The sequence below is a fragment of the Vreelandella olivaria genome (assembly GCF_023507745.1).
GTDB lineage: Bacteria > Pseudomonadota > Gammaproteobacteria > Pseudomonadales > Halomonadaceae > Vreelandella > Vreelandella olivaria_A.
The window spans coordinates 1-1,321 of sequence record NZ_JALPZO010000003.1 but is presented as its reverse complement, the minus strand read 5'-3'; the positions used below and the strand labels follow the sequence as shown (position 1 = coordinate 1,321).

3 protein-coding genes are annotated in these 1,321 nt (G+C 54.6%); all 3 read right to left on the bottom strand.

Going from position 1 to position 1,321, the window contains the following annotated elements; all coding sequences use genetic code 11:
• The coding region (locus HP566_RS00025) for an RHS domain-containing protein (protein WP_249975207.1) at nt 1-568 on the bottom strand (568 nt) is incomplete at its 3' end.
• 14 nt (nt 569-582) lie between these two features.
• Nucleotides 583-867, bottom strand: a complete 285-nt coding sequence (locus HP566_RS00020; RefSeq protein WP_249975206.1) for a hypothetical protein — start codon at nt 865-867, stop codon at nt 583-585.
• Nucleotides 867-1,321, bottom strand: a 455-nt coding sequence (locus HP566_RS00015) for an RHS repeat-associated core domain-containing protein (RefSeq protein WP_249975205.1), incomplete at its 5' end; no start/stop codon positions are given. The genes HP566_RS00015 and HP566_RS00020, both read right to left, overlap by 1 nt.

Genomic DNA, 1,321 nt, shown 5'->3' with positions numbered 1-1,321 from the left:
AGTAGAGGCCACTCTCTTCATCGTGCCATTGGCCCTGGAAGCGGATGGGCTGTGATGTGTTGCCGCGTTCGTTCCGGGTGGCGGCCCAGTCGTCGGGTTGGGCCTGCCAGCGGGGTTCGCCGGTGGGGGAGAGCAGCTGCATCGGGGTGCCGAGAGCGTCGGTGATGTAGGCACTGAGCTGTTGTTCGTTACGGGTGCCGGTTTGGTCGATACGCAACAGGGGGATAAAACTACCCGGCTCGTAGACCACGGTGGTGCGTTGGTGCTCAGTGGCTTCGTGGACGATGCGGTCGCCGTCCCAGCCGTAGTGGGTGGTGGCGGTGGTGCCGTTGGAGTGGCGTACGGTTTTGCTAATGCGCCGGCCTAAGGCGTCGTAGTGGTAAGTGGCTTCGCGGGTGTCGCCCTGTTCGCGGGTCTGGGTGAGGTGGACCAGACGGTTGGCGCCATCGTAGCCGAGGGTCAGGCGCTCGCCGTTGGCGTGCTGCCGCTCGATCAGGTTACCGGCATCATCGTAGCGGTAGCGGGTGCCTGCCCATTGGCTCAGGCGGTTGTCGGTGAGCGCTTGCATACTCACATAACCACTTATTTAATTGCTGCAAGGTACACAAAGATAATTAAGGAGATTTGGAAAAGGAAAAGGAGTGCAGCAATGCTAGACATTTTCCACTGCTTCGATATTTTTTTTTCTAAAACAACTTTTATATATATCTTCCCCACAACCCATAGTCCCACTGCAGCTACGATTAACCACCACCATCCTTGAAAATTAGAGCTGATTACTGCAACCATTAAGTATGAGGGGAGCATGACTGGGCCTGACACCCAAAGCTTTCTCCAAAACGTAAATTCCTCATTAAAGCTTTGCATTAGTTCTCTCCTGGAACGCACATCCCCAACTCGAAGTGCTGATCAGACAAACCATCTTCGTCAATATCACAAGTTAAAGTCTGACATCGTGCCATCCCGCCTGAATAAAATAGTGTAGTCGCCAACGCCCCAATGGGGTGGGCCTTTAATATTCCTGTGGATGGGTCAATTTTAAGCGCCCCGCCAGTGATGCTTCCTAAGCGATTACTGAGACCAGTATTTCCAAGCTTTTCTAGCGTTGTCCGTGGGGCAGGGCCTTGTGAGCTAATGGGGGCGCCGATTCGTCCTCGGCGTCCAGATTGGTCAATTGGCCCAGGTCGATCAAATAACCCCAACGGATCCACCATCCCGGTTGGATTGGTCACATAACCATATAGGTTGGTACCGCCATTCAACCCAATCGGGTCCTGGCTGATATAGCGCCCCTGCTGTGGGTCGTAGTAGCGGTGGCGGT